Below are 20,268 nucleotides of genomic sequence, written 5' to 3' on the forward strand. Positions count from 1 at the left end.
AACGAACTGAACAAACGACAAGGATCTTAGATTCATGGCAAATTCGCCCCAGGCAAAGAAACGCGCGCGTCAGAACGAACGCCGCTTCGCCGTCAACAAAGCTCGCCGCTCGCGCATCCGTACTTTCCTGCGCGGCGTTGAAGAAGCCATCGCATCCGGCGACAAAGAAGCAGCGACCGCAGCTCTGCGCGCAGCTCAGCCCGAACTGATGCGTGGCGTCTCCAAAGGCGTTTACCACAAGAACACCGCGTCGCGTAAAATCTCGCGCCTCGCAGCGCGCGTCAAAGCGCTCGGCTAAGGCGTTCGGCCGGATTTTACGGCCAACTCGTTGATAGAAAAGGCGTCCTGCATGGGACGCCTTTTTTGCATCTTTTAGGCATCTTCAGGGCGCGAGAGATTCTTTTCCACAAAACACAGAGTCAAGTTCGAAGATCGGTTGCCCGAGCCGTAATCCAGTTGCTAATTTCAGACCTGCGAGTCACTTCGCCCTGGGGGGACAGGTTCACACAACGGTCGATTTAGACCGCTCTATTCGATACGGCACCGATGCCTGCTTCGGAGTTTCGAGTCGGATCAAGAGGTTCTTGTTGTGCGACGCCATCGGCGTCATGTCTGTCTTCTCTTCATCAAGCGCAACCTGCGCGCACGCTAAGCCTACCCGCCATGTGGGGACATGGACGGGGCCAAGAAGGCTTTGCCTGTGCAGGTTGAAACGTTGAAGGCCCCAAGACCGTGACACGCGGGAATTGCTGGTATCGTGGGCAACCACGCGGGGCTTCTGCGGCCCATGTATATATAGGGCTTAAGGCCTGGGAACGGGGACAGATGACGAAAGAACAATGGGGTGCACTGCAACAGGATCTTCTCAAGACGGTGGGCGAGAACAACTACAAGACATGGATCGCACCGATTGAGTTTGCCGAAGTGAGCGAGGGCGTCGCGACGTTCCATGTTCCGACCAACTTCATCGGCAATTACGTCTCACAGAATTTCGGGGATTTGATCCTGCATCGCCTGACCAGCCTTGGCGAGCAGGTTCAGCGCATCCATTTCACCGTCGCCGCCAACTCGACCGCGCGTCCGGGCCCTCGTGTCGTGTCCTCCGCGGCTCCGTCCGAAGACTCCAAGACACCGGCACCTGCCGCAAAGCGGGGGGATTTGCCGGGCGCACCGCTCGATCCGCGCTTTACCTTCGAGACCTTCGTGGTCGGCAAACCGAACGAGCTTGCCAACGCCGCCGCGCGCCGCGTTGCCGAGGGCGGTCCGGTGACGTTCAACCCGCTCTTTCTCTATGGCGGTGTAGGCCTTGGTAAAACGCACCTCATGCACGCAATCGCATGGGAGCTGCAATCGCGCCGTCCGGATCTCAACGTGCTTTACCTCTCTGCGGAACAGTTCATGTACCGCTTTGTTCAGGCCCTGCGCGATCGCAAGATGATGGACTTCAAAGAGCTTTTCCGCTCGGTCGATGTTCTCATGGTGGATGACGTGCAATTCATCTCGGGCAAGGATTCGACACAGGAAGAATTCTTCCACACGTTCAACGCCCTCGTGGATCAGAACAAACAGATCATCATCTCCGCCGACCGCGCGCCGGGCGAGATCAAGGATCTTGAGGACCGGATCAAATCGCGCCTGCAATGCGGCCTCGTCGTCGATCTGCACCCGACGGATTACGAACTCCGCCTCGGCATCCTGCAATCCAAAGTCGACCAATATCGCGCGCAGTATCCCGAACTCGTGCTTCAGGACGGCGTGCTCGAATTCCTCGCCCATCGCATCTCGACCAACGTGCGTGTGCTTGAAGGCGCTTTGACCCGTCTCTTCGCCTTCGCCTCGCTTGTCGGCCGTGAAATCACCATGGACCTGACTCAGGACTGTCTGTCTGATGTCTTGCGGGCCTCCGAGCGCAAGATCACCGTCGAAGAGATCCAGCGTCAGGTCTCCGAGCACTACAATATCCGCCTGTCCGACATGATCGGTCCCAAGCGCGTTCGCACGTTGGCCCGCCCGCGTCAGGTCGCGATGTACCTGAGCAAGCAACTGACCTCGCGCTCTCTGCCCGAGATCGGCCGCCGCTTTGGTGGGCGCGATCATACAACGGTCATGCACGGCGTGAAGCGCATCGAAGAGCTGCGCACGCAGGACGGCCAGATTGCAGAAGACCTCGAGATGCTGCGCCGGACGCTCGAAGCCTGAGCAACGCCCCGATACAAACACGCGAAAGCCACGCCCGTAAACGGCGTGGCTTTCGCCGTTTCGGCCCCTGCCCCCTTGTTCTTGGCCCAAATACTCCCGCCAGAGGCGCCATCCACCTTGACGCCCCCGACGATTAAGCCGACAAAAGCAAAAAAGCTTGCGTCAGAAGGGGAAACAGCTAGTTTGCCCCTCCCGGCAACCGGAGGATATCGGTATGAAAATCAGCATCGAACGCGCCATCCTGCTCAAGGCTGTCAGCCAGGCGCAATCCGTCGTGGAACGACGCAACACCATCCCGATCCTTGCCAACGTCCTGATCGAGGCCGAAGGCAACACGGTGCAGTTCCGCGCCACCGACCTCGACATCGAAGTGGTCGACAAGGCGCCCGCCATGGTCGAACGCGCCGGGGCGACCACTGTGGCCGCAACGACGCTGCATGAAATCGTCCGTAAACTGCCCGATGGCGCACTTGTGACGCTGACCGACGATGGCGCTTCCGGTCGCTTGACCGTCGAAGCGGGCCGCTCCAACTTCTCGCTGGCCACTCTGCCCAAAGAAGATTTCCCGGTCATGGCCTCGTCGGAATATGCGTCGAACTTCTCGGCTCCCGCGCCGGTGCTGCGTCGCCTCTTCGACAAATCGAAATTCGCTATCTCGACCGAGGAAACCCGCTATTACCTGAACGGCGTCTACATGCATGTCTCCGACGGTGAAGGCGGCAAGGTTCTGCGCTGCGTCGCGACCGATGGCCACCGCCTCGCCCGCATTGATGCCGACCTGCCCGATGGGGCCGCCGACATGCCCGGCGTGATCGTGCCGCGCAAGACCGTTGGTGAGCTGCGCAAGCTTCTCGAAGATGACGAGATGCAGATCGCCGTCTCCGTCTCGGAAACCAAGATCCGCTTCGCAACCCCAGACATCACCCTGACCTCCAAGGTCATCGACGGCACCTTCCCCGACTACACCCGCGTCATTCCGCAGGGCAACACCCGCAAGCTCGAAGTAGACGCCGCCGAATTCGCGCAGGCCGTGGACCGCGTCGCGACGGTTTCGTCCGAACGCTCCCGCGCGGTGAAACTGCAACTCGATGAAGATCGCCTCGTGCTCTCCGTCAATGCCCCCGATAGCGGCGCGGCAGAGGAAGAACTTGCCGTGGCCTATAGCGACGAGCGCCTCGAGATCGGCTTCAACGCCAAGTACCTGCTCGAAATCGCGAGCCAGGTCGACCGCGAGAACGCTGTCTTCATGTTCAACTCTGCCGGTGACCCGACGCTCATGCGCGAAGGCAACGACACCAGCGCGGTTTATGTCGTCATGCCGATGCGCGTGTGACGGGGCGCGGAATTTTCCCAGAATTCCGGCCCGTTTTCTTTGAAAGAAAACGGACGCGCCCATGACCCGCCTCGCGATCACCCATCTGACGCTGTCGCATTTCCGCTCGCACCGCAAAGGCGCGATCGATTGTGATGCGCGCCCAGTGGCGATCCATGGGCCGAACGGCGCGGGCAAGACCAATATCCTCGAGGCGATCTCGCTCTTTTCGCCCGGTCGCGGTTTGCGCCGCGCCAGCGCCGAGGACATGACCCGCCGCCCTGAAGCCTTGGGATGGAAGTTGACGGGGCATCTTCACTCCCTCGACCGCCTGCACGAGATCGAGATCTGGTCCGAAAGCGGCGCGGCCCGGCAATTGCGCATCGACGGCAAGACCGCCCCGCAAACCGCCCTTGGCCGCATCGCCCGCGTCCTCTGGCTCATCCCCGCGATGGACCGGCTCTGGATCGAAGGGGCCGAGGGACGCCGCCGTTTCCTCGACCGCATGGCGCTCTCCTTCTTTCCGGCCCATGCCGAGGCCGCGCTCGCCTATGAGAAATCCATGCGCGAGCGCAATCGCCTCCTCAAGGATCAGGTCCGCGATGCCGCTTGGTACGGTGCGCTTGAATCGCAGATGGCCGACGCCGCCGAGGTTATTCACGCAAATCGCCTCGCGACCATCGTCTATCTCGCCGCCGCACAGGCCAATGCCGAGACCGCTTTTCCCGTCGCTGACCTGGGCCTGACCCATGCCGAGGGTGACATGCCCGACACCGCCGATGCCCTGCGCGCCGCCTTTGCCGAAAGCCGCCCCCGCGATCTCATGGCCGGTCGGACGCTCATTGGCCCGCATCGCAGCGACCTTGACGCCACATTCGCGGCCAAGGGTGTCCCGGCCCGCGATTGTTCCACCGGCGAGCAGAAGGCTCTCCTGATCTCGCTGATCCTTGCCAATGGGCGGGCGCTCGCCGCAGAATTCGGCGCGCCGCCAATCCTCCTTCTCGACGAGGTCGCCGCCCATCTCGACGCCACCCGCCGCGCCGCGCTCTATGACGAGATATGCGCCCTCGGCGCCCAGGCCTGGATGACCGGGACAGGCCCAGAGCTCTTTGCCGAGCTCGGGGCTCGCGCCCAGTCTCTTGAAGTCACCGAAGAGAACGGTATCTCGGCGATTTCGACCGGCTGAGTCCCGCCGCCGAATGGGTAAAAAATCTTGTCTCATTTGCGTGACATTCCCCGCCAAAACCCATATTTTGACCGGACTGAGTAGGGGAAAAACCACATGTCCGAAGAGACACAGAACAATCCGGAGTATGGCGCGGAATCTATTAAGGTTCTCAAAGGCTTGGAAGCCGTGCGCAAACGTCCGGGGATGTATATCGGCGATACCGACGACGGCTCCGGCCTGCACCACATGGTCTATGAGGTCGTGGATAACGGCATTGACGAGGCATTGGCCGGTCACGCCGACGCCGTCACCGTCAAGATCCACGCCGATTCCTCTGTGTCTGTCTCCGACAACGGGCGCGGGATTCCCGTCGATATCCACAAGGAAGAAGGCGTCTCCGCGGCCGAAGTCATCATGACCCAGCTGCACGCTGGCGGTAAGTTTGACTCCAACTCCTACAAGGTCTCCGGCGGCCTGCACGGCGTGGGTGTCTCGGTTGTGAACGCCCTCTCCGATTGGCTCGAGCTGCGCATCTGGCGCAACGGCAAGGAACATATCGCCCGTTTTGAGCGTGGTGAGACCGCCGAACACCTCAAGGTCGTCGGTGATTGCGGCGACCGCACCGGGACCGAGGTCCGCTTCCTCGCCTCGACCGACACGTTTTCGAACCTCGAATATTCCTTCGAGACGCTCGAGAAACGCCTACGCGAACTGGCCTTCCTCAATTCCGGCGTCCGCATCATCCTCGAGGATGAACGCCCTGCCGAACCGCTTCACTCCGAGCTTTTCTACGATGGCGGGGTGAAAGAATTCGTCAAATACGTCGACCGTCACAAGACCGCGCTTATGGACGCGCCGATCTACGTCAACGGCGAGCGTGACGATATCGGCGTCGAGGTCGCGATGTGGTGGAACGACAGCTACCACGAAACCGTCCTGCCCTTTACCAACAACATTCCCCAGCGTGATGGCGGCACCCATATGGCGGGCTTCCGAGGCGCGCTGACCCGCACCCTGCAGAAGTATGCGCAGGAAAGCGGCATCGCCAAGAAAGAGAAAATCACCTTTACAGGCGACGACGCGCGCGAGGGCCTGACCTGTGTGCTGTCCGTCAAGGTGCCGGACCCGAAATTCTCGTCCCAGACCAAGGACAAGCTCGTCTCCTCCGAGGTGCGCCCCGCGGTCGAGGGTCTGATGAACGAAAAGCTCTCCGAGTGGTTCGAGGAAAACCCCAACATCGCCAAGATGATCGTGACCAAGATCCTCGAGGCCGCCCATGCCCGCGAAGCCGCCCGCAAGGCGCGTGAACTGACCCGGCGCAAATCGGCGATGGACGTGAACTTCCTCGCAGGCAAGCTCAAGGATTGCTCGGAAAAAGACCCGTCCCAAACCGAAGTCTTCCTCGTCGAGGGGGACTCCGCTGGTGGCTCGGCCCAAACGGGCCGCGATCGGCGCACGCAAGCGATCCTGCCTCTGCGCGGTAAGATCCTCAACGTAGAACGCGCGCGCTTTGACCGGATGCTCTCGTCTCAGGAGATCGGCAACCTCGTCATGGCGCTCGGGACCGGCATTGGCCGCGACGAATTCAACCTTGAGAAACTGCGCTACCACAAGATCGTCATCATGACCGACGCCGACGTGGACGGCGCGCACATCCGCACGCTGCTCCTGACCTTCTTCTACCGCCAGATGCCGGAACTGATCGAGAAGGGCCATCTCTTCATCGCCCAGCCGCCGCTCTACAAGGTCGCGCGCGGCAAATCCGAGGTCTACCTCAAGGACCAGGCGGCGCTTGACGATTACCTGATCGATATGGGCGTTGATGGCGCGACGCTGCGCCTCGGCTCTGGCGAAGATATCGTCGGACAAGACCTGACCCGCGTGGTCGGCGAAGCGCGGCAGCTCAAGCGCGTGCTTGATGCCTTCCCGACGCATTACCCGCGCCATATCCTCGAACAGGCCGCCATCGCCGGGGCCTTCGTGCCCGGCGCGGTCGATGCCGACCTGCAAGGCGTGGCCGACAAGGTCGCCGCCCGCCTCGACCTGATCGCGCTTGAATATGAGCGCGGCTGGACCGGGCGCATCACGCAGGATCACGGCATCCGCCTCGCCCGCATCCTGCGCGGCGTGGAGGAAGTGCGCACCCTCGATGGCCCGATGCTGCGTTCTGGCGAAGCCCGCAAAACCGGCAGCTTCACCCAGAGCCTTCAGGACATCTACAACACCCCCGCCACCCTGCATCGCAAGGATCGCTCGCAGCTTATCTACGGCCCGCTCGACCTCCTCGACGCGATCCTGAGCGAGGGTGAAAAGGGTCTGACCCTGCAACGCTACAAGGGCCTTGGCGAGATGAACCCGGATCAGCTTTGGGAAACCACGCTCGACCCGGATGCGCGCACCCTTCTACAGGTCAAAATCGAGGACATGGCCGAGGCCGACGACCTCTTTACCAAGCTGATGGGCGACGTGGTCGAGCCGCGCCGCGAGTTCATCCAGAAGAACGCGCTCAGCGTGGAAAACCTCGACTTCTGAACCCGCGACTCAGCCTTGTTTTCCAAGCGCGGCGTCGGTCCCCCGGCGCCGCGTTTTTCATGAAAAGGAGCGCCCGATGAGCTACCGCCTCCATATCGGCCCGAACATCCGCAAATCCCCCTATTTCGACGCGACCGTGCGCGACGGGGTCGCAACCTTCTCGGTCTACAATCACATGTTCATCCCCGGCAATTTCGGCGACCCGGAGGCCGAATATGACCGCCTCCTGAACGGTGTCGCCATGTGGGACGTCGCCGCCCAGAGACAGGTCGAGCTTCACGGCCCCGACGCAGGTGCCCTCGCGCAATATCTCACACCCCGCAATCTCGACGCGACCAAGGTCGGCCAAGGCCGCTATGTCCCGATCTGCGACCATGACGGCCACCTGATCAACGACCCAGTCCTGCAAAAGCTCTCCGAGGATCGTTATTGGCTCTCCATCGCCGACAGTGACCTCCTCCTTTGGGCCAAGGCCATCGCACATGAGCGCGGCCTGAACGTCACGGTGCGCGAACCGGACGTTTCCCCCCTCGCGATCCAAGGTCCAAAGGCCGAGGACGTGACCGCCGCGCTTCTTGGCGACTGGGTGCGCGACCTCAAGTATTTTTGGTTCCGCGAAGTGATGCTCGACGACATGCCGCTCCTCGTCGCCCGCTCTGGCTGGTCAAAACAGGGCGGGTTCGAGCTTTACCTGCGCGACGCCCGCTTCGGCACCGCCCTTTGGGATCGCGTGAAGGAGGCTGGCGCGCCCTTTGGCATCGGCCCCGGTGCCCCAAACGACATCGAACGCCTCGAAAGCGGGCTGATCTCCTACGGCGCCGACATGCGCCATCAGACCCACCCCGTCACACCTTTCGAGATGGGCTTTGGCAAGATGCTCGACCTCAATGGCCCGCATGAGTTCGTCGGCAAACCGGCCTTACGCGCCTTGCGCGAAAGCGGCCAGACCCGCCGCCGCACCGGTCTTGTCCTCGACGGCGCGCCGGTCGCAGGCAATGAACACCCCCTGCCGCTCTTTCACGAGGGCAAGGAGGTCGGCTTTGCCGCCGAAATCGCCTTCTCCAAACGCCTCAGCAAGAATATCGGCGTTGGCCTCGTCGCTGTTGATCTGCCCACGGGCACAACCGGCCTCTCCGTCGCGCTTGCAGAAGGCCCTCGAACGGTGACACTGGCCGACCTGCCCTTCGCCTGAAGCCCTTTTTACTTTCAAACAAGGCCCCAAAAGCGTAGACGAGACCCGAAATATCGCCCCCTTACGGGCCGTGAATGAGGACGCAGACGATGAAAAAAGCCCTGATAACCGGCGTCACAGGTCAGGATGGCTCTTACCTTGCCGAATTCCTGCTCGAGAAAGGCTACGAGGTCCACGGGATCAAGCGCCGCGCCTCCTCGTTCAACACCCAGCGGATCGACCACATCTTCCAAGACCCGCACACGACCAATGCCCGGCTCAAGCTGCACTACGGCGATCTCACCGATAGCTCGAACCTGACCCGCATCCTGCAAGAGGTGCAGCCAGACGAGGTCTATAACCTCGCCGCCCAGAGCCACGTCGCTGTGAGCTTTGAAAGCCCCGAATATACCGCCGACGTGGACGCCACCGGCACGCTGCGCCTACTCGAAGCGATCCGCTTTCTCGGTCTCGAGAAAAAGACCCGCTTCTATCAGGCCTCGACCTCCGAACTCTACGGTCTCGTGCAGGAAATCCCACAGACCGAAACCACCCCCTTCCACCCACGTAGCCCCTACGCAGTGGCCAAGATGTATGCCTATTGGATCACGGTGAACTACCGCGAGGCCTATGGCATGTATGCCTGCAACGGCATCCTCTTCAATCACGAGTCCCCCCGCCGCGGCGAGACATTCGTGACCCGCAAGATCACCCGCGGCCTCGCCAATATCGCCCAAGGGCTCGAGCCCTGCCTCTACATGGGCAATATCGACGCCCTGCGCGATTGGGGCCACGCCAAGGATTACGTCCGCATGCAGTGGATGATGCTGCAACAGGAGACACCGGACGACTTCGTGATCGCCACGGGCGTGCAATATTCCGTCCGCCAGTTCATCGAATGGACGGCGGCCGAGCTTGGCATCAAAGTCCGCTTCGAAGGCGAAGGGCTTGAGGAAATCGGCATCGTCGAAGCGATCGAGGGCGACGACGCCCCCGCGCTCTCCGTCGGCGACGTGATCCTGCGCATCGACCCGCGCTATTTCCGTCCCGCAGAGGTCGAGACCCTTCTCGGAGACCCCTCCAAGGCCAAGGCCAAACTTGGCTGGACCCCGGAAATCACCGTGCAGGAAATGTGCGCCGAGATGGTCGCCCATGACCTCAAGAACGCCCGCCGCACCCGCCTTCTGCGCGAGCACGGCCTCGAACTCCCGGTCTCAACGGAAAGCTGATCACCATGGCCAAGCAAACCCTGCTCCTCACGGGCGGTTCCGGCATGGTCGGGCGCAACATACTCGAACATCCCTCAGCATCAGAGTGGACGATCCTCGCCCCCGCCTCGCGCGAACTGGACCTGACGGATGCCGGGGCCGTTTCCGCCTATGTAGAGACACATAAACCCGACCTCGTGATCCACGCCGCCGGTCAGGTCGGTGGGATTCAGGCCAACATGGCCCACCCCGTCGCCTTTCTCGAACGCAACACGGCGATGGGCCGCAATATCATCATGGCCGCCTACCAATCCGGTGTGCGCAACCTTCTAAACCTCGCCTCGACCTGTATGTATCCCCGCGCCGCCGCAAACCCGCTGCGCGAAGAGATGATCCTCACGGGCGAGCTGGAGCCGACCAACGAGGGCTATGCGCTGGCCAAGATCATGGCGACACGCCTCTGCCAATATATCCGCCGCGAGGATGAAACCGCGCAATACAAGACGCTCATCCCCTGCAACCTCTATGGTCGCCACGACAAGTTCGACCCGAAACACTCGCACCTCCTGCCCGCCATCATCCACAAGGTCCACCTCGCCAAGCAGAACGGCGAAAAGACCGTCGAAATCTGGGGCGATGGCACGGCGCGGCGCGAATTCATGTATGCGGGCGATCTGGCCGACGCGGTGATGAAGGCCGCCGCCGATCTCGACGCCCTGCCCGAGCTGATGAATTGCGGCCTAGGCCATGACCACACGATCAACGCCTATTACGAGACCGTCGCCGATGTGATCGGCTGGGACGGAGAGTTCACCCATGATCTCTCCAAACCCGTCGGCATGAAGCAAAAACTCTGCGCCACCGACCGACAGGACGGCTGGGGCTGGAGCGCGCCGACCTCGCTCCGCGACGGCATCAAGACCACCTATGATTTCTATCTGAACGAGGCCACGAAATGAGCTTTCGCTTCCCGCTTGCCACCTCTTCCTGGGACCAGAAAGAGCTCGACGCGCTGCAACGTGTGATCGCCTCCGATCGCTACTCCATGGGTGATGAGGTGGCCGAGTTCGAACGCCGATTTGCCGCGTATTTCGGCTCTAAATATGCGGTTATGGTCAATTCCGGTTCCTCCGCGAACCTGCTGATGACCGCCGCGCTGGCCTATACCAAGAACCCCGCGCTCAAGCTCGCGCCCGGCGACGAAATCATCGTCCCCGCCGTAAGCTGGCCGACGACCTACTACCCGCTCAACCAATACGGGCTGCACCTCAAATTCGTCGATATCGACCTCGAGACACTGAACTATGATCTCGCCGCACTCGAAGAGGCGGTCACCGACAAGACCCGCGCCATCATGGTCGTGAACCTGCTTGGCAACCCGAATGATTTCGACGCCATCACCCGTATCATCGACGGGCGCGACATCGTCGTGATCGAGGACAACTGTGAATCCATGGGCGCGACGCTCGGTGGCAAACAGGCCGGAACCTTCGGCGTCATGGGCACCTATTCCTGCTTCTTCTCGCACCATATCTCGACCATGGAAGGCGGCATGGTCGTGACGGATGACGAGGAGCTTTACCACGTCATGCTCGTTCTGCGCGCCCACGGCTGGACCCGCAACCTCCCCAAGTTCAACCACGTCACCGGCGAGAAATCCGACGATCCCTTCGAGGAGAGCTTCCGCTTCGTCCTGCCCGGCTACAACCTGCGCCCGCTCGAGATGTCAGGCGCGCTCGGCATTGCCCAGCTTGAAAAGCTCCCCGCCCTGATCGAAGGCCGTCGCGCCAATGGCGCCCTCGTGCAACAGCGCCTTTCCGGCCATCCGAAATTCATGATCCAGAAGGAAATCGGCAACTCAAGCTGGTTCGGTTTCTCCCTCGTGATCCGTCCCGAGGCGGGCCTGAAACGCGCCGATCTGGTCAAGGAATTGATCGAGACAGGCTTTGAATGTCGCCCCATCGTCGGCGGCAACTTTGCCAAGAACGACGTGATGCAATACTTCGACTATTCCATTCACGCAGAGTTAAAGAATGCCGACTACATCGACGCCAATGGCCTCTTCGTCGGCAACCACCACTACCCGATTGCCGACGCCGTGGACGCCCTCGCCGCGCTCTAACCGAGATACGCCCGGAGCGCGGGCGGCGGATTGTCGAGCAAGTCCTGCGTCGTGACCGGCGGTTCCGCCCGCCCATCGGCGACGAGGATCGTCTGCGGCGCGATCCGGCGCGCATCTTCCGGTTCGTGGCTCACGATCAAGAGCCCCGCGCCCGTCTCCTCGAGCACCTCTTCCACAAGGTCGAGCATCTCTGCCTTGAGCGCCGGACCAAGCGCCGCAAACGGCTCATCCAAAAGGACAAAGGCCCGATCCTGCACCAATACCCGCGCCAGCGCCGCGCGGCTCTGTTGTCCGCCGGAAAGCGCCGCCGGCTTGCGCGTGCCATATCCCTCAAGACCGACGCGCCCAAGCGCTGTCTCAACCCGGTCCCGCTCGGTCTCCGTCAGACGTAGGTTGTGCCGCAGGCCAAGCCCCACGTTCTCCGCCACCGTGAGATGTGGGAAAAGGTTGTTGTCCTGAAAAAGCATCGCCACAGGCCGCTTGCCCGGTGCCGCGCCTGTCATATCTTTCCCGTCCCATAGGATGCGCCCGCGATCCGGCGCAATGAACCCCGCGATGAGCGACAGGAGCGTGGATTTCCCCGCCCCCGATGGCCCGATGACGGCGACCCGCGCGCCCGTCTCGACCGCGAGATCGGCCCGCAGCGCGAAATCCCCCTGCCGGAGCCTCACATCCTCAAGCATCAACATGGCTGCGCCCTCCCCTGTCAAAAGCCCAGAACAGGCCGAAACTCGTCACCAAAAGCACAACAGCCGCCCCCGCCGCCGCCTCCATTTGGTAACTGCCCATGAGGCGATACATCTGGAGCGGCAAGGTCGCCGTCTCCGAATCCGCGAATAACGCGATCACGCCAAGGTCTCCCATCGAGAGCGCCGCCGCGAGGCCCGACGCAAAGCCAAGCGGCCCCTTGAGACGCGGCAACAGGATCAGGCGCATCCAAGCCCATCCCCCGATTCCAAGCGTCGCGGAAAGCCTCCCATAGCTCTCAACCACGTCGCGCACCGGCCCCACGAGAATACGCAAAGCAAACGGAAGCGCCATCACCGCATTGACCAGCGCAGTGACCGGCAGGGCAAGCGCGAACGGATCGGCAATCGGAAAGATCACCACGAAAAGCCCCACCCCGATGACCAATGGCGAGGCGGCAATCCCGAAAAGTCCGACCGCCTCGAACCCGCGCCAGGACGCCGCCGCAATCGCGATTGGCAGCGCCAGCGCGAGCATGATCCCCGTCGAGGCCAGCGCCACGCAGAAGGACACAACGGCCGCCGTCCAGACCTGTGCAGGCATCTTCCAAAGCCCCGCCGCACCCTCAACCGCGACCATGACAATCGGCACCAGAAGGAACAGGGACGCCGCCGTGATAGAGACGAAATCGAGACTAACCTTGCCCAATCCGCCCGAATCCGAACGCGTCACAACCCGGTCCAACCCCGCGCCGAACCCTTCCGCGACCGAAGCCCTGAGCGCCAAAAGCGCCGCCACCCCGACAAGCACGATCTGTACCGTCGCCAAAAGCGCCGCGCGCCCAAGATCAAACTCGAAATGAAATGCCTCATAGATGGCCAATTCCACGGTCGTCGCCCTCGGCCCGCCGCCAAGCGTCAGGGCGACGGTAAAGCTCGAGATACAGAGCGCGAAGATCACCACCGCCGCAAGCGGCACCGCCCGGCGCAGCATCGGCCGCTCGATCACCCGCGCCATCTCCCGCGGACCAAAGCCAAGCTGCGCGGCGAGGCGGAACCGCTCTGCCGGGATCTCCTGCCAGCCCTGAAGGATCAACCGCGTCGCCAGCGGCACATTGAAGAACACATGCGCAAGGACGACGCCATGCAGCCCGTAGATCTGTACCTCCGGAAGCCCGACCCAGCGCAGCGCGACATTGAGAATCCCGCCCCGACCAAAGACCGACAATAGGCCAAGCACCGCCACAATCACCGGAAGGATGAATGGCGCGCCAAGAAACCCGATGATCGCCCGTCGCCCCGGAAAGGCCCGCCGCGCCAAGGCCCGCGCCACCGGAATGGCGAGCAACACGCTCAGCACCGCCGACAGCAGCGCTTGCCAGACGGTAAAACGGATCGCCGCCCAATCGGACGGCCCAAGCCCCCGCCCTGCCTCGGCGCGCAGGACGACAGCCAGAAGCGTGCCAAGGATAAGCGTGGCGACACATACCGCCGCCACGCCGCCTGGCCACCGCCTTACTTGGAGAGCGCCGCGCGCCATTCCGCCATCGCTTCTTCGCGGATCGCCGCGACATCCCCCGCCGGGATAAGCCGTGCCTGCTCCGGCCCGATGGGCTTGGCAAAGGCATCCGGCAGCGGCTCGTTCGGCGTAAAGGCCGGGTACATCCAGTTGGTCGTCGGAATGACCGATTGGAACGCGTCCGTGGTCATGAAGGCAAGGAACTTGTCGGCCAGCTCGGGCTGATCCGAATTGGCGAGCTTACCGGCCACCTCGATCTGCATGTAGTGCGACGGGAACGGCGCGGCGGCCTTGCTCTCGTCCTCTTCGGCCACGATGTGATAGGCCGGCGAGGTCGTGTAGGACAGAACCATGTCCGCTTCGCCCTCAAGGAAAAGGCCATACGCCTCGGACCAGCCCTTGGTGACCGTCACGACATTGTCGGCAAGCCCTTCCCAGATCGCACCCGCCTCGTCGCCATACTGCTCCTTAACCCAGAGCAGAAGGCCAAGCCCCGGCGTCGAAGACCGCGGATCCTGGATCACGATGGAGACATCCGACGCCGCCAGCTCTTCAAAGCTCCCCGGCACATCGGCGAGCTTTTCCGTGTCATAGATAAACGCGAAATAGCCCCAGTCATACGGCAGGAAAAGCGGGTCTTCCCATGCACCGGCCTCACCGGACGGATTCGGCACATCCGGCGCAACGCTTTGACCATGCGGCGCAAAAAGGCCCGATTCGGCCGCAGCGCCGGCTAGGTTCGTGTCGAGGCCAAGCACGATATCGGCGTCGCTGCGCGCGCCTTCGAGACGCAACCGCGCCAGAAGCGCCGCGCCATCGCCCGCGGCCACGAATTTCAGATCACAGTCACAGGTCTCTTCAAACGCCGCCTCGATCTGTGGGCCGGGGCCCCAATCGGCGACGAAACTGTCATAGGTGTATACGGTGAGAACAGGTGTCTCGGCCCATGCGGCCGTGGACATCAAGGTTCCCGCTGCAAGCGCAAGATACTTCATGGCATCCTCCAAAATGCGACGGGCGGGGCAAGTTCTGGAGCGAGCCATACCTTCCCTCCGCCGGTCTTAACCGGTTCAGGTTCAACGGGTTCGCATGCATCGCATCTCAGCCTGTTCCCTCACAGAACAGGCACCCCGAGGTGAGCGCGACCCTAACAGCGTGTGTTCTGATGACAAGCGAATTCCCGGAGAGGGGGTGCTCCCGCCCCTTCGACGCGCGGCAAGCCGCGCCTCGCAAGCGTTGGGCGCGGCTGGGGGCAAGCCCCCAGACCCCATTTCCAATTGGGGGGCCAGCCCCCCAAGCCCCCCGGAGGTATTTCTCCAGAGAAGAAGACAAAACCGTCCATGCTTTCTTCTCTGTGGCAAATACTCCCGCCGGAGGCATGAAATCTTCAAACCCTTCTCCAGCCGCGATAAACCTTGAGAAACCGCCCCCCGGCAGCTATTGCGACCGGGAACAAAGGAGCGTTTCTCATGTCGATGAACAGTTTCGGACATCTCTTCCGCGTCACCACCTGGGGCGAGAGCCACGGGCCCGCTCTTGGCGCGACGGTCGATGGCTGCCCTCCCGGTGTGCCAATCGAGGCGGAGATGCTGCAACACTGGCTCGACAAGCGCCGCCCCGGCCAGAACAAGAACACGACACAACGCAATGAGCCCGACGCCGTCAAGATCCTATCCGGCGTGTTCGAGGGGCAATCGACCGGCACCCCGATCCAGCTCATGATCGAAAATACAGATCAGCGTAGCCGCGACTACGGCGACATTTCCGAGACCTTCCGCCCGGGCCACGCCGATATCACCTATTGGCAGAAATATGGCATCCGCGATTATCGCGGCGGTGGCCGCTCCTCGGCCCGCGAAACCGCTGCGCGTGTCGCCGCTGGTGGCGTGGCGCGCGAGGCGCTCAATGCGCTCGTGCCGGGGATCGAGATCAAGGGCTACATGACCGCCATGGGCGAGCTCGATATTGACCGCGCCAAATTCGATTGGGATCAGATCGACCAGAATCCGTTCTGGATTCCGCAAGGGCCGGAGGTCGCGCAAGACTGGGAGGATTACCTCCAGAAACTGCGCAAAGCTCACAACTCTGTCGGCGCGATCATCGAAGTGGTCGCCCGCAACGTGCCTGCGGGCCTTGGCGCGCCGGTCTATGGCAAGCTCGACACCGACCTTGCCGCCGCGATGATGTCGATCAACGCCGTCAAAGGCGTCGAGATCGGTGAGGGCATGGCCGCCGCCCGGCTCACGGGTACGGACAATGCGGACGAGATCTTCATGGGCGAGAACGGTCCCGAATACGGCTCGAACCATGCCGGCGGCATCCTCGGCGGCATTTCCACCGGTCAGGACATCACCGTGCGTTTCGCCGTCAAGCCGACTTCCTCGATCCTCTCGCCCCGCCGCTCGATCCGCAAGGACGGCACGCCGATCGAAGTCATCACCAAAGGCCGCCACGACCCCTGCGTCGGCATCCGTGCCGTGCCCGTGGGCGAGGCGATGATGGCCTGCGTGATCCTCGATCACCTTCTGCTGCATCGCGGTCAGGTCGGCGAGAATCGCGGCAAGATCGGCTAAGCCTTGGGCGCGATCCTTTCCATCACCTTCCCGATCTACGCCGCCATCGCCATCGGCTACGTCACTGTGCGGCGCGGCTGGTTCAAACCGGCGGATCTACAGGTTCTGGGCCGCTACGTGATGGACATCGCGCTCCCGGCGCTTCTGTTTCATGCGGTGGCAAGTCGCGATTTCGCAGAGGTACTGAACCCCGGCTATATGGCCGCCTTCGCGCTTGGAGGGTTGGCCACGATTACAATCGCCTTCCTCTGGTTTTCGGCCACCGCGCCGGACAAAGGCCGCCGCGCCATCGCCGTCATGGGATCGACCTGTCCCAACTCCGGCTTTATCGGCTTTCCACTGATGCTCCTTGTCTTTCCCGACCATGCCGCCGTGATCCTCGCGCTCAACATGCTTGTGGAGAACGTGCTCTTGATCCCGATCTGCCTGATCCTGCTCGACATGGCGCGCGGTGGCTCGGACATGGCCCTCGCCCGCCGCATCGGCGCGATCCTCCTTGGCGTCCTCAAGCGTCCGATGGTCATCGGACTCCTTCTCGGCCTCGCCGCCTCTCTCCTGTCGCTGCCGATCCCGGAGCCACTCACCCGCCTGTTCCAGATGCTCGCCGCCTCCGCCTCTGCGCTCTCGCTCGTGGTGATCGGGGGAACACTGGTCGGTCTGCCGCTCAAGGGAAACTGGCGCCTCGCCGCACAGATTTCGGGCGCCAAGCTGATCCTGCATCCGGCCATGGTGGCGCTTGCCGCCACGGGGCTGGCAGGCCTCGGTCTCTTCGCCCTGCCCCCCGACCTCTTCGCCGCCGTGATCCTCTCCGCCGCCATCCCGATGTTTGGCCTCTATACGGTGTTCGCACAAGAACACGGGCTTCAGGGCGTCGCCTCCATCGCCATGCTTATGGCAACCTCGGCCGCCTTTGTGACCCTCTCGGCGCTGCTTTTCTACCTGACCTGACCCCACGCCACAGGCATGGTCAGCGGCCCGCGAAACGCCCAACCGCCAAACCGTGTCTCGCCTACAAGGCGCAGGCCCTCGAGACGTTCGAAAATCATCGGCAAGGCCACCTCCGCGATAAGACATTTCGACGCCCACGCCCCGGCACAGAAATGCGGCCCCGCTCCGAAACTGATCGACGGCGCAAGGTCGCGCGTGATGTCGAAAATCTCAGGGCGCTCGAACACATCCTCATCGCGGTTGCCCGACCCGAACATAAGGAACACCCGGTCCTCCGGCTCAAATACCACCCCCTCGACCTCAGCCCGCTGCGCAACGCGGCGCGGCGACATGCCGATGGGCGAGACCCAGCGCGCGTATTCCTCAAACGCCTGTAGCCAACTCGCCTCGCCGCCCCGCACCTTGGCGAGCTGTGCGGGGTGTTGAAGCAGGGCCCAAACCGCCCCGGCAATCGCATCCCGCGGCTCGTTCTGCCCGCCCGAAATGGCAAGCTTCACATTGGCGCGCATCTGTTCATTCGAAAGCCCCGCCTGCATCTGCACCGAAAGAAGCGAATGATCGGGCTGTTCCCGTAGAGCCGGGATGCGCGCGTCGATATGGCGGTCGATGGAGGCGGTGCAATCATGGCAATGCGCCTCGACCTCCGGATCGCCCGCATAATTCGCACAGCCGTCGATCATCCCCTGACTCACGCGGTCCATCTCCTGCCACGTCATATTGGTAAGCCCGGTAATCGCCTTGAGCGCCTCGCCCGAAATCGGACGCGCGATCTCGGCAACCATGTCGACGCCCCCCTCCGGCCCGACCCGGTCAAGAACCTCCGCCGTGGCCGCCTCGAACTGCGCCTTCCAGACATCACGCACCGTCTTGGGCGATACGGTCGGGAAGACCGCTTTGCGCTCCGCAAGATGCGCGGCCCCGTCCTTGCGCATCATGTTCTGCCCCATGAGCACCGTCATAAGGCCCTCTGGCTGATCGGACGAAAAAATCTCGATCTTCTTCTCATTCTCAAAGATCGAATCCCGCTTGGTCAGAAGCGTCGCGCCCAATTGCGGCACATAGGCAATCGGCGCCTCGGCCCGCATCTTGGCGAGAGTCGGATAGGGATCATCCCAGAACGCTTTCGGGTCGATCTCGAACACGGGTGCATTAGACATGGTTTTCCTCCCTTGAAACCCATGCCCTACTCTGCGGCCGGCCCCGCTTTCGCGCAACACGGCTCTTCTTCTCTGTCAAAATACTCGCGCCGCAGGCCCTGACTGAAAGTCAGGAAAATAGCCCCGCATAGTCCTCGCGCAGCGCCTTTTTCTGCACCTTGCCCATCGTGTTGCGCGGCAACTCAGGCAGGAGGATGACCTTCTTGGGCTGCTTGAACTTGGCCACCGTCTCGGACAAGGCGCCCATGATCGCCGCCTCGCTCGTCCCCTCGCCCTCGGGCACGACCACGGCCACAACCGCCTCGCCGAAATCGGGATGCGGCACGCCGATGACCGCGCTTTCAAGCACACCGTCAAGATCGTCGATGATCGATTCGATCTCTTTCGGATAGACGTTGAACCCGCCGGTGATGACCAAATCCTTGGACCGGCCCACGATGGTCACATAGCCGTCCTCATCAAACTTCGCGAGGTCGCCGGTGATAAACCACCCATCCGGCAAAAGCTCTTCCGCGGTCTTCTCCGGCATCTGCCAATAGCCCTGAAACACGTTGTCGCCGCGCACCTCGAGCACCCCGATCTCGCCCGTCGGTACCTCTTCGCCATCCTTGCGAATCCGCGCCTCGACACCGGGCAAGGGAAAGCCCACCGTCCCGGCGCGCCGCTCGCCTTCATACGGGTTCGACGTGCTCATATTCGTCTCTGTCATGCCGTAACGCTCGAGAATCCGGTGCCCCGTGCGCGCCTCCCATTTCTCATGCGTATCAACGAGGAGCGGCGCAGAGCCGGAGATGAAAAGCCGCATATTCGCCGCCCGCTCCTTGGTCAGGCGCGGGTCATCAAGGAGGCGGGTATAGAAGGTCGGCACCCCCATCATCGCCGTCGCCCGCGGCATCGCCTCAAGGATCTGGTCGGCATCGAACTTCGCCAGAAACTCGACCGACGCCCCCGCCAAAAGCGCCACGTTGGTCGCCACGAAAAGCCCATGCGTGTGAAAGATCGGCAGCGCGTGGATGAGAGTGTCGGACTTGGTGAACTGCCAATAGTCGCGCAGCATTTCGGAATTGCTGGCAAGGTTCTTATGGCTGAGCATCGCCCCCTTGGAACGCCCCGTAGTGCCCGAGGTGTAAAGGATCGCCGCAAGATCCTCCGCGCCCCGCGCAACCGGCTCGAACGCGCCGCGCCCGACCACAGCCTCTTCCATCGTGCCGCGCCCCTTGGCGTCGAGCGTCTTAACCTTGGCATCCCCGGCGATCTCTTCGATCGCCTCGGCCCGCGCCGGATCACAGACGACGACGCGCGGCGCGGCATCGCCGAGGAAATACGCCACCTCTGAGACCGTGTAGGCCGTGTTGAGCGGCAGGAACACGCCCCCCGCCATCACCGTCCCGAGGTAGAGCTGAATCGCCTCGATGGTCTTGTCGGCCTGCACCGCGACCCGGTCGCCGGGCTCTACCCCAAGCGCGACCAACGCCCCCGCCATCCGCTCGGCCCCCGCGAACAACTCGCCAAAGGTCATGCTGGCGCGTTTCGGAATACGAGCGAAATTCCGCGTCTCCTGACCGACCGAGGACGCATGCAGGCGCGAAATAAGGTAGTTGTCGTCATACATGGCAGGGCCTCCAAAAGGATTTGTCCCGTTCTCCCCTGCCCCCCGACCAAGATCAAGCCCC

General features: G+C 62.5%; 16 protein-coding genes and 1 riboswitch. Of the genes, 11 read left to right on the forward strand and 5 right to left on the reverse strand.

Annotated features, from left to right (window positions below):
• The first annotated feature begins 34 nt into the window (after positions 1 to 34).
• From rpsT to MK745_RS12245, 9 genes are all read left to right on the forward strand, one after another.
• Positions 35 to 298 (forward strand): 30S ribosomal protein S20, encoded by a 264-nt coding sequence (gene rpsT / locus MK745_RS12205; protein ID WP_243613580.1) that lies wholly within the window; start codon positions 35 to 37, stop codon positions 296 to 298.
• A 527-nt stretch (positions 299 to 825) separates the two neighbouring features.
• Positions 826 to 2,199 carry a chromosomal replication initiator protein DnaA gene (gene dnaA, locus MK745_RS12210; protein WP_243613581.1) on the forward strand — a complete coding sequence of 458 codons (1,374 nt, stop codon included), beginning with the start codon at positions 826 to 828 and terminating at the stop codon, positions 2,197 to 2,199.
• Between the two features lie 214 nt (positions 2,200 to 2,413).
• Complete coding sequence (gene dnaN, locus MK745_RS12215; protein WP_243613582.1) at positions 2,414 to 3,532, forward strand: DNA polymerase III subunit beta; 1,119 nt, start codon at positions 2,414 to 2,416, stop codon at positions 3,530 to 3,532.
• A gap of 61 nt (positions 3,533 to 3,593) precedes the next feature.
• Positions 3,594 to 4,697, forward strand: coding sequence for a DNA replication/repair protein RecF (recF, locus tag MK745_RS12220; protein ID WP_243613583.1), 1,104 nt, complete (start codon positions 3,594 to 3,596; stop codon positions 4,695 to 4,697).
• 96 nt (positions 4,698 to 4,793) lie between these two features.
• Entirely contained in the window at positions 4,794 to 7,211 is a 2,418-nt protein-coding gene (gene gyrB, locus MK745_RS12225; protein WP_243613584.1) for a DNA topoisomerase (ATP-hydrolyzing) subunit B, read from the forward strand.
• 76 nt (positions 7,212 to 7,287) lie between these two features.
• Positions 7,288 to 8,403, forward strand: coding sequence for a glycine cleavage T C-terminal barrel domain-containing protein (locus MK745_RS12230; RefSeq protein WP_243613585.1), 1,116 nt, complete (start codon positions 7,288 to 7,290; stop codon positions 8,401 to 8,403).
• Positions 8,404 to 8,492: 89 nt separating this feature from the next.
• Complete coding sequence (gmd, locus tag MK745_RS12235; RefSeq protein ID WP_243613586.1) at positions 8,493 to 9,611, forward strand: GDP-mannose 4,6-dehydratase; 1,119 nt, start codon at positions 8,493 to 8,495, stop codon at positions 9,609 to 9,611.
• 5 nt (positions 9,612 to 9,616) lie between these two features.
• Positions 9,617 to 10,549, forward strand: coding sequence for a GDP-L-fucose synthase family protein (locus tag MK745_RS12240; protein ID WP_243613587.1), 933 nt, complete (start codon positions 9,617 to 9,619; stop codon positions 10,547 to 10,549).
• Positions 10,546 to 11,712 (forward strand): DegT/DnrJ/EryC1/StrS family aminotransferase, encoded by a 1,167-nt coding sequence (locus tag MK745_RS12245; RefSeq protein WP_243613588.1) that lies wholly within the window; start codon positions 10,546 to 10,548, stop codon positions 11,710 to 11,712. Before MK745_RS12240 ends, MK745_RS12245 begins: the two co-directional genes overlap by 4 nt.
• Here the strand turns inward: MK745_RS12245 and thiQ are convergent.
• Genes thiQ through thiB form a run of 3 tightly spaced genes read right to left on the reverse strand, consistent with a single transcriptional unit; the run spans position 11,709 to position 14,912 of the window.
• Entirely contained in the window at positions 11,709 to 12,401 is a 693-nt protein-coding gene (gene thiQ / locus MK745_RS12250) for a thiamine ABC transporter ATP-binding protein (protein WP_243613589.1), read from the reverse strand. The two genes, MK745_RS12245 and thiQ, sit on opposite strands and share 4 nt — an antisense overlap.
• Entirely contained in the window at positions 12,388 to 13,938 is a 1,551-nt protein-coding gene (locus MK745_RS12255) for a thiamine/thiamine pyrophosphate ABC transporter permease ThiP (protein WP_243613590.1), read from the reverse strand. The genes thiQ and MK745_RS12255 overlap by 14 nt, the downstream gene beginning before the upstream one ends.
• Entirely contained in the window at positions 13,914 to 14,912 is a 999-nt protein-coding gene (thiB, locus tag MK745_RS12260; RefSeq protein WP_243613591.1) for a thiamine ABC transporter substrate binding subunit, read from the reverse strand. The genes MK745_RS12255 and thiB overlap by 25 nt, the downstream gene beginning before the upstream one ends.
• A 35-nt stretch (positions 14,913 to 14,947) precedes the next feature.
• Positions 14,948 to 15,060, reverse strand: a riboswitch (TPP riboswitch).
• A 326-nt stretch (positions 15,061 to 15,386) separates the two neighbouring features.
• Between thiB and aroC the strand changes: the two genes are divergently transcribed.
• Both aroC and MK745_RS12270 read left to right on the forward strand, forming a co-directional pair.
• Positions 15,387 to 16,490, forward strand: coding sequence for a chorismate synthase (gene aroC / locus MK745_RS12265; protein WP_243613592.1), 1,104 nt, complete (start codon positions 15,387 to 15,389; stop codon positions 16,488 to 16,490).
• Positions 16,491 to 16,493: 3 nt separating this feature from the next.
• A complete protein-coding gene (locus tag MK745_RS12270; protein WP_243613593.1) occupies positions 16,494 to 17,438 on the forward strand; it encodes an AEC family transporter in 945 nt (314 codons plus the stop codon).
• Here MK745_RS12270 and MK745_RS12275 read toward each other — a convergent pair.
• The gene (locus tag MK745_RS12275; RefSeq protein WP_243613594.1) at positions 17,426 to 18,595 is read right to left on the reverse strand and encodes a cytochrome P450; all 1,170 of its coding nucleotides are present in this window, start codon (positions 18,593 to 18,595) and stop codon (positions 17,426 to 17,428) included. The two genes, MK745_RS12270 and MK745_RS12275, sit on opposite strands and share 13 nt — an antisense overlap.
• 109 nt (positions 18,596 to 18,704) lie before the next feature.
• Positions 18,705 to 20,207 carry a malonate--CoA ligase gene (locus MK745_RS12280; protein ID WP_243613595.1) on the reverse strand — a complete coding sequence of 501 codons (1,503 nt, stop codon included), beginning with the start codon at positions 20,205 to 20,207 and terminating at the stop codon, positions 18,705 to 18,707.
• Positions 20,208 to 20,268 lie beyond the last annotated feature (61 nt).

The organism is Shimia aestuarii (assembly GCF_022814865.1).
Classification (GTDB): domain Bacteria; phylum Pseudomonadota; class Alphaproteobacteria; order Rhodobacterales; family Rhodobacteraceae; genus Shimia; species Shimia aestuarii_A.

Coding starts and splice junctions, on each gene's coding strand:
- MK745_RS12240 (WP_243613587.1), top strand. CDS start 9,617: ATGGCCAAGCAAACCCTGCTCCTCACGGGCGGTTCCGGCATGGTCGGG.
- aroC (WP_243613592.1), top strand. CDS start 15,387: ATGTCGATGAACAGTTTCGGACATCTCTTCCGCGTCACCACCTGGGGC.
- MK745_RS12255 (WP_243613590.1), bottom strand. CDS start 13,938: ATGGCGCGCGGCGCTCTCCAAGTAAGGCGGTGGCCAGGCGGCGTGGCG.
- MK745_RS12280 (WP_243613595.1), bottom strand. CDS start 20,207: ATGTATGACGACAACTACCTTATTTCGCGCCTGCATGCGTCCTCGGTC.
- MK745_RS12275 (WP_243613594.1), bottom strand. CDS start 18,595: ATGTCTAATGCACCCGTGTTCGAGATCGACCCGAAAGCGTTCTGGGAT.
- recF (WP_243613583.1), top strand. CDS start 3,594: ATGACCCGCCTCGCGATCACCCATCTGACGCTGTCGCATTTCCGCTCG.
- thiB (WP_243613591.1), bottom strand. CDS start 14,912: ATGAAGTATCTTGCGCTTGCAGCGGGAACCTTGATGTCCACGGCCGCA.
- dnaA (WP_243613581.1), top strand. CDS start 826: ATGACGAAAGAACAATGGGGTGCACTGCAACAGGATCTTCTCAAGACG.
- dnaN (WP_243613582.1), top strand. CDS start 2,414: ATGAAAATCAGCATCGAACGCGCCATCCTGCTCAAGGCTGTCAGCCAG.
- MK745_RS12230 (WP_243613585.1), top strand. CDS start 7,288: ATGAGCTACCGCCTCCATATCGGCCCGAACATCCGCAAATCCCCCTAT.
- MK745_RS12245 (WP_243613588.1), top strand. CDS start 10,546: ATGAGCTTTCGCTTCCCGCTTGCCACCTCTTCCTGGGACCAGAAAGAG.
- thiQ (WP_243613589.1), bottom strand. CDS start 12,401: ATGTTGATGCTTGAGGATGTGAGGCTCCGGCAGGGGGATTTCGCGCTG.
- rpsT (WP_243613580.1), top strand. CDS start 35: ATGGCAAATTCGCCCCAGGCAAAGAAACGCGCGCGTCAGAACGAACGC.
- gyrB (WP_243613584.1), top strand. CDS start 4,794: ATGTCCGAAGAGACACAGAACAATCCGGAGTATGGCGCGGAATCTATT.
- gmd (WP_243613586.1), top strand. CDS start 8,493: ATGAAAAAAGCCCTGATAACCGGCGTCACAGGTCAGGATGGCTCTTAC.